The following is a 6,356-nucleotide window of genomic DNA, read 5'->3' on the forward strand; positions in this document are numbered from 1 at the left end:
CCACCGCGTCAACCATTAAACTTTCGGGCTACTGAGAGAACAAAGGGCAATGCCGCAGCAGTTCAGCGCGGTGATATAGAGAAAGACCCCTCCGGAGGCCACGCCGTGCGCGTCAAGACAGGTGAGTAATCGTCATCCGGCCATTCCATTGCGCATTCAGATACTCGATTGCGAGGCGCCGGTGGCAGCGATGGGGTAAATGTTCACTGCAAAGCAGGCAGGCCGAGCGAAATAGATCGACATCCAGCGTGCTTTCCACCCGGCGTTTGGCAATCAGTTCGACGTACTCCGCCGTGAAATCGTCCCATTTCAATTGTTTGGCCTGGTAGCGTTTCAGCAAGTCCGGCTCGGGCGCCAGTTCCGGCATTTCCACATACGCTGCGCCGCACAACTGTTCGAGGAAATAAGGCAGATCCTGCTTCTTCGCGAAGCCCGCCAGTTGCGACGTGTTATTCAGGCGAATGTCGAGAACGGTGCGCACCTCGGCGCTTTTCAGAAGATCGAAAAAGTTCTGCGCGCTCTTGCCGGCGAAACCGATCGTAGCAACCAGCACTGCGTTGTTTTCACGTTTCATGACGAATACTCAACAGTGGGCGATTCAGCACCCAAAAAACGAAAAGCCCCGCAGCGGTATCCGGTGCGGGGCTCAATTCTCAAAACATGTCGCGCCGTATTACTTGACGATATCGACCAGTTCGACTTCAAACGTCAGGTCGCTGTTCGGCGGAATCACACCGACGCCACGGTCGCCGTAAGCGGTGGCCGCCGGGCAGGTCAGTTTGGCCTTGCCGCCTACTTTCATTTTCTGAACGCCTTGCGTCCAGCACGGAATCACGCGATTGAGCGGGAAAGTCGCCGGGCCGCCATGCTTGGCGGAACTGTCGAACTCGGTGCCGTTCGACAGCGTGCCGCGGTAATTGACCTTCACGACATCGGTCGCTGCCGGTTGGGCGCCCGTGCCCACCGTGAGATGTTCGACGATCACGCCGGAAGGCAGCTTCTCGGGGGTCGGCGCGGCGGCCATCGCCGTCGTGGAAAGAAGAGCCGCGGCAACCAATGCAACGATAGATTTCAAAGCAAGTCTCCAGTTGGGTAATCCGCGCCATTGTAGCGGATCACCTGGCGCGTAACGGCGGCTCGCGTGCCGCTCATATCCGGCTGCTGCGCAACGAAAGCCTCGCATACGCGTTTTAATCGAGGCGTTGCACCATGCATCGGGCCGCCGGCGCTTCACCCCGCGCATTGAAATCCGCGAGCACGGTTTCTCGCTCACGGATGTCGGCCAGCACTTCTGGATGGAGTAGCGCGGTGATCACTTCGTCGCGATCGCGGCCCGCTTGCGCGATCACGTCGCCGTAGGGATTCCAGATCGCGCTCGCGCCGCACGCGGCCCAGCCGCCGGTCGTGCCGACATGATTCGACAGCAGCACGTACATGGTGTTGTCGAAAGCACGCGCGGGGAGCCAGATGCGGGACTGGTGATAGCCGGTCTTCGCGCTAAAGAGCGCGCTCGCCAGATACGCGTGCGCGCCGTTGAGCGCCGCCAGACGCGCATGCTCCGGAAAGCCCGAGTCGTAGCACACACTGGGAGCAAGCCGCCATCCGTCGAGTTCCAGCAGCATGCAGCCTTGCGAGCCCGGCTGATAGATCCGCGACTCGCTGCTAAAGAGGTACTGCTTGTGATACGGCTCGATCTGATCGCCGGACCGGTTGAAAATCAGCGACGAAATGTGGAGAGCATCTGGGTTGCGCTGATCGCGCGTCGCCGCGCCGACGATTACCGCGATCTCGCGCTCACGGCAGATCGCGCGAATCGGTTCGAGCCGCGGATCGTGCGCGTCGAACGCATACTTCGCGGGATCACCGGCAATCAGTTCCGGTTCATAGCCGCTCAGGAATTTCTCGGGAAAAACCACCAGTTTCGCGCCGAGCCCGGCGGCGAGATCGGTCAGTTCGACCGTTCTCGCGATGTTGGCCGCGACGTCGCCGGAAACCGGTTGTGCCTGCGCGGCCGCGATTCGCAATGACGTTTGCGGCAGCGATGCCTGTGAATGATTCAACGTGAACTCCGTGATGAACGAGTCGTTGCAATGCGCTCGCGCGGATTAGAGGCAGGAATGGGCGCGAGCAAAGCCACCGGCATTTAATCACGGACAGCGCCCGCGAAGTAAGTGCGAGCCGGCGGACGTGAACCACCGGCACGGTTCCGCAGTCCACATAAGCGATCCACTGCGAGCCATTCGTCGACACGCAACTCATAGACCAGCGAGTACTTTCGATGACCGAACCGGCCGATTCCGACGAGCCCGTCATTCCCGCGGCCGCCGTAACGCCAGGGTCGCGGCGCGCGCCCCGGCCGCGCCGGATTCCGCGCAGCCGCGAGCAACAGGCGCGGCTCGACGCACGCGAACCCGCCTTCGAGCCCATCCCTTTCACGCTCGACGCCGCCGCCGCGCGCCGCCCGTTCGCTGACAAACTCAATGAGTGGTTCGCAGCACGCCGTTGGCAGCCGTTCGCATTTCAGCGCGAAGTGTGGGCCGAAATCGGCCGAGGCGCGAGCGGCTTGCTGCACGCCAGCACCGGCGCTGGCAAGACGTGGGCCGTGTGGTTCGGCGCGCTGGCCGCCTTCGCGAGCGCCCGATCACCGGCGCGCAAACGCACGCCAGGCACGCAACCGGAGCCGCTCACCGTGCTGTGGATCACGCCGATGCGCGCGCTCGCCGCGGATACGGCGCGCGCGTTGCAAAGTTCGGCGGCCGAGCTTGCGGTGCCGTGGAGCGTCGGATTGCGCACCGGCGACACGTCATCGGCCGAACGCTCGCGGCAGAACCGGCGCATGCCGTCGGCGCTCGTCACTACGCCCGAGAGCCTGACACTGATCCTCACGCGGCCCGACGTGCGCGAAGTACTCGCACACGTGCGGCTCGTGATCGTCGACGAATGGCATGAGCTGCTCGGCAACAAGCGCGGCACGCAAACGCAACTCGCGCTCGCGCGTCTCGTTCATTGGCGACCCGAGCTGCAGGTGTGGGGCTTGTCGGCGACGCTGGGCAATCTCGCCTTCGCCGCCGACGCATTGCTCGCGCCCGTGAAAACGCCGCGCGTCAGCGTGCATGGCGCGCTGCCCAAAACGCTGATGGTCGACACGGTGATTCCCGAGACCATCGAGCGCTTTCCGTGGGGCGGTCATATGGGTATGCGCCAGGTCGGCGCGGTGGCCGACGCGATCGGCGACGCGCAAACGTCGCTCGTTTTCACCAACACCCGCTCGCAGTGCGAGCTCTGGTATCAGGCGCTGCTCGAAGCGCGGCCCGAATGGGCCGGACTGATCGCGTTGCATCACGGCTCGCTCGATCAGGCCGTGCGCGAGTGGGTCGAACGTGGACTGAAGAACGGCTTGCTGAAAGTGGTGGTGTGCACGTCGAGCCTCGATCTCGGTGTCGATTTCCTGCCCGTCGAACGCGTGTTTCAGATCGGCTCGCCCAAGGGCGTCGCGCGTTTGATGCAACGCGCGGGACGCTCGGGGCATGCGCCTCTACGTCCGTCGCGCGTAACGATCGTGCCGACGCATGCGCTCGAACTGGTCGAAGCCGCCGCCGCGCGCGAGGCCGTCGAACAGCGCCGGATAGAAGGCCGCGAAACGCCGGAGAAACCGTTCGACGTGCTGGTCCAGCATCTCGTCACCGTGGCGATCGGCGGCGGCTTCGTCGCGCGTGAACTGTACGGTGAAATTCGCGGCACCTACGCTTACCGGCAACTGACGCAAGCGGAGTTCGATTGGGCGCTCGGTTTTGTCGAAGGCGGCGGCGCGGCGCTGCGCGCCTATCCGGACTATCACCGCGTGGTGCGCGAAAGCGGCGGACTGTACCGCGTGCCGCGCAAGGACCTGGTGCGCAGGCATCGCAACAACATCGGCACCATCGTCGCGAACGGCACCTCGAATGTCGCTTATCTGTCTGGCGGGCGAATCGGCGCGATCGAGGAGTCGTTCATTTCGCGGCTCAAACCCGGCGACATTTTCACCTTCGGCGGACGCGCGCTCGAATTGATCCGCGTGCAGGACATGACCGCGTGGGTACGTCGCGCGACTTCATCGCGCGGAGCCATGCCGCAATGGGCGGGTAGCCGCATGCCGCTGTCGTCGGAACTCGCCGATGCCACGTTGACGATGCTCGCACGCGCCGCCGCCGGCATCTACGATGAGCCCGAAATGCGCGCGGTACGGCCGCTGCTCGAATTGCAGCAGAAGTGGTCGGCTGTGCCCGAGCGTGGCGTGCTGGTGGTCGAGTTGCTGAAGTCGCGCGAGGGACACCATTTCTTCTGTTATCCGTTTGCGGGGCGCACCGCGCATATCGGCCTGGGGGCATTGCTCGCATGGCGTGCGTCGCGCGAGAAGCCCGGCACCTTTTCGATTTCGATGAACGACTACGGTTTCGAACTGCTCTGCGCGCAACCCTTCGATTGGGCCGCGCAATTGCAAGGCAGCCTGCTTTCACTCGACGAACTGGAGCACGACATTCTCGCGAGCCTCAATTCTTCCGAACTCTCGATGCGGCGCTTTCGCGAGATTGCGCGCGTGTCGGGACTCGTGTTTCAAGGACATCCCGGACAGCAGAAAAGCGCGCGGCAATTGCAGGCGTCGAGCGGGCTGTTCTATGAGATCTTCCGCAATCACGATAGCGGCAACCTGCTGCTCAATCAGGCCGATGACGAAGTACTGTTGCAGGAACTCGACGCGCAGCGCATTCGCATCGCACTCGAACGCATGAACGCGAGCCGCGTCGTCGTGACCCGGCCCAGCAAGCCGACGCCGTTTGCGTTTCCGTTGATCGTCGGACGCTTGCGCGAGAAGGTGAGTACCGAGAAGCTCGCGGATCGCGTTGAGCGGATGCTCGCCGAACTCGAAAAGGCGGCGCGCAAATGAAGCCTGCTTCGTTGACCGTCGAGATCGCCGGGCATCCGCTTGTATTGTCGAACATGCGCGCGTGTTTCGATCCGGTGCTGCGCTGCCTCTTCGTCGCCGATGCGCATTTCGGCAAGGATGCGGTGTTTCGCGCGCGAGGCATCCCGGTGCCGGTCGGTTCGACGGCCGACAATCTGATGCGCCTCGACATGCTGATCGCCGAATTCGAACCAGGCATGCTGGTGTTTCTCGGCGACCTGTTGCACGCGCGCGAGTCGCATGCGGCGCAGACGCTCGATGCGTTGCATGCGTGGCGCGTGCGGCATGCGCGACTACGGGTGGTGCTCGTGGAAGGCAATCACGACCGGCATGCGGGTGCGCTGCCGGGGACGTTGGGTGTCGAGTATGTGCAGGAGCCCTGGCTTATTGGGCCGTGGGCGTTGTGTCATCAGCCGCAACGGGTTGAGGATGCGTATGTGCTTGCGGGTCATCTGCATCCGGTTTACCGGATCTCGACGCGGACCGATTCTGTGCGGGTGCCGTGTTTCCGGTTCGGTACGGATGGTGGCGTGTTGCCGGCTTTTGGAAGCTTTACGGGGGGAGCACGCGAAGAAGGACGTGTGGCTGGGGAGAGGGTGTTTCTGGTGGTGCAGGAGCGGGTGATCGAGTTGGGTGCTGCGATGAGGTGAGTGGACGGGGGCCGTCCACTCGTTCCTGTTCGTTTGGCCTGGTTTTGGGGCGGAGGCCGGTGGTTGCCGGCCTCCGCTTCTTCTTGCGGGACGTACTGCTTCGGTTTAGTGGTTGCCGCCGCCGTGACCACCGCCATGGCCGCCGCCGTAACCGCCACCGTGGCCTGATCCGAAGCCGCCGCCGTGGCCGCCGCCGTGGCCTGATCCGAAGCCGCCGCCGTGGCCTTGGCCGCCGTTGCCGGAGCCACCGTTGCCGCCATCGCCGGGGCCACCGTTGCCCGAGCCGCCGCCGCCGTTGCCGCCGTTTCCGGGACCGCCGCGACCGCCGTTGCCGGCACCACCGTTGCCCGAACCGCCGCCGCCATTGCCGCCGTTTCCGGGACCACCGTGACCGCCGTTGCCGGCACCACCGTTGCCCGAGCCGCCGCCGCCGCTGCCGCCGTTTCCGGGACCACCGTGACCGCCGTTGCCGGCACCACCGTTGCCCGAACCACCGCCGCCATTGCCGCCGTTTCCGGGACCGCCGTGACCGCCGTTGCCGGCACCACCGTTGCCGGAACCGCCGCCGCCATTGCCGCCATTTCCGGGACCACCGTGACCGCCGTTGCCGGCACCACCGTTGCCCGAACCGCCGCCGCCGTTGCCGCCGTTTCCGGGACCACCGTGACCGCCGTTGCCGGCACCACCGTTGCCCGAACCACCGCCGCCATTGCCGCCGTTTCCGGGACCGCCGTGACCGCCGTTGCCGGCACCACCGTTGCCGG

At 64.6% G+C, this 6,356-nt stretch carries 6 protein-coding genes; 3 read left to right on the forward strand and 3 right to left on the reverse strand.

The genetic code is table 11. The annotated features are described in order from the left end of the window. Positions 1–112: 112 nt before the first annotated feature. From FVF58_RS33335 to FVF58_RS33345, 3 genes are all read right to left on the reverse strand, one after another. Positions 113–574: a DUF488 domain-containing protein gene (locus FVF58_RS33335; RefSeq protein WP_149674006.1), complete on the reverse strand. Its 462-nt coding sequence runs from the start codon at positions 572–574 to the stop codon at positions 113–115. Between the two features lie 99 nt (positions 575–673). Further along, positions 674–1,024, reverse strand: a complete 351-nt coding sequence (locus FVF58_RS33340; protein WP_188130993.1) for an FKBP-type peptidyl-prolyl cis-trans isomerase — start codon at positions 1,022–1,024, stop codon at positions 674–676. Between the two features lie 166 nt (positions 1,025–1,190). Further along, positions 1,191–2,060, reverse strand: coding sequence for a carbon-nitrogen hydrolase family protein (locus FVF58_RS33345; protein ID WP_149674008.1), 870 nt, complete (start codon positions 2,058–2,060; stop codon positions 1,191–1,193). A 218-nt stretch (positions 2,061–2,278) separates the two neighbouring features. On the opposite strand from FVF58_RS33345, the gene FVF58_RS33350 reads away from it, so the two are divergent. From FVF58_RS33350 to FVF58_RS51675, 3 genes are all read left to right on the forward strand, one after another. After that, positions 2,279–4,924: a ligase-associated DNA damage response DEXH box helicase gene (locus tag FVF58_RS33350; RefSeq protein WP_149674009.1), complete on the forward strand. Its 2,646-nt coding sequence runs from the start codon at positions 2,279–2,281 to the stop codon at positions 4,922–4,924. Further along, a complete protein-coding gene (pdeM, locus tag FVF58_RS33355; protein ID WP_149674010.1) occupies positions 4,921–5,592 on the forward strand; it encodes a ligase-associated DNA damage response endonuclease PdeM in 672 nt (223 codons plus the stop codon). The genes FVF58_RS33350 and pdeM overlap by 4 nt, the downstream gene beginning before the upstream one ends. Before the next feature lie 219 nt (positions 5,593–5,811). Further along, a partial coding sequence (locus tag FVF58_RS51675; RefSeq protein WP_188130990.1) for a hypothetical protein occupies positions 5,812–6,356 on the forward strand: 545 nt, incomplete at its 3' end.

This window comes from Paraburkholderia panacisoli, from assembly GCF_008369935.1.
In the GTDB taxonomy this organism is placed as follows: domain Bacteria; phylum Pseudomonadota; class Gammaproteobacteria; order Burkholderiales; family Burkholderiaceae; genus Paraburkholderia; species Paraburkholderia panacisoli.

Bases quoted from the DNA above. Each gene is read 5' to 3' on its own strand.
- FVF58_RS33335 (WP_149674006.1), bottom strand. From the start codon at position 574: ATGAAACGTGAAAACAACGCAGTGCTGGTTGCTACGATCGGTTTCGCC.
- pdeM (WP_149674010.1), top strand. From the start codon at position 4,921: ATGAAGCCTGCTTCGTTGACCGTCGAGATCGCCGGGCATCCGCTTGTA.
- FVF58_RS33340 (WP_188130993.1), bottom strand. From the start codon at position 1,024: ATGGCCGCCGCGCCGACCCCCGAGAAGCTGCCTTCCGGCGTGATCGTC.
- FVF58_RS33350 (WP_149674009.1), top strand. From the start codon at position 2,279: ATGACCGAACCGGCCGATTCCGACGAGCCCGTCATTCCCGCGGCCGCC.